The following is a 506-nucleotide window of genomic DNA, read 5'->3' as shown; positions in this document are numbered from 1 at the left end:
TGAATGCCCCTCGACCATGAAGAAATACAATGGTCGAGGGTTTCGACTATTCTACTACTCACATAACCTAATTGCTCATTGAGTTTAGTTATTAAAGCTATAGCTAAAACCAAATTTCCTTCCTCACCGCTCAGATCTAATATGACTCCATCGGCAGCAAATACTGCAAAAGAATTTTTAAACTTTACTCTCCAAGGAGCAAGATTATGAGCAAACAAGTAAGCTTAATTGGTCTAGATCGTCAACAATCAGAACAACTAGCACAACAACTGAATCAGCTACTTGCCCACTACCAAGTGCTGTACATGAATACACGCGGTTATCACTGGAACATCAAAGGCCACCAGTTCTTTGAATTGCACGTAAAATTTGAAGAGATCTACACAGATCTTCAAACCAAAATTGATGAACTTGCAGAACGTATTTTAACGTTGGGTTACACACCAGCACACGCGTTTAGCCATTACTTAGAATCAAGCGAAATCAAAGAGCATCAAAACGCGACA

Annotated in this window: 2 protein-coding genes; one reads left to right on the top strand and one right to left on the bottom strand. The window is 39.3% G+C overall.

Features of this window, described 5'->3' with window-relative positions; translation table 11 throughout:
* Positions 1–218: hypothetical protein (locus R7E78_RS30940; RefSeq protein ID WP_318059247.1), on the bottom strand; the 218-nt coding region annotated here is incomplete at its 3' end.
* On the opposite strand from R7E78_RS30940, the gene R7E78_RS30935 reads away from it, so the two are divergent.
* A partial coding sequence (locus R7E78_RS30935) for a Dps family protein (protein ID WP_318059246.1) occupies positions 207–506 on the top strand: 300 nt, incomplete at its 3' end. The two genes, R7E78_RS30940 and R7E78_RS30935, sit on opposite strands and share 12 nt — an antisense overlap.

This window comes from Vibrio sp. YT-19(2023) (genome assembly GCF_033337395.1).
This window is presented reverse-complemented; position numbering and strand designations above follow the sequence as displayed.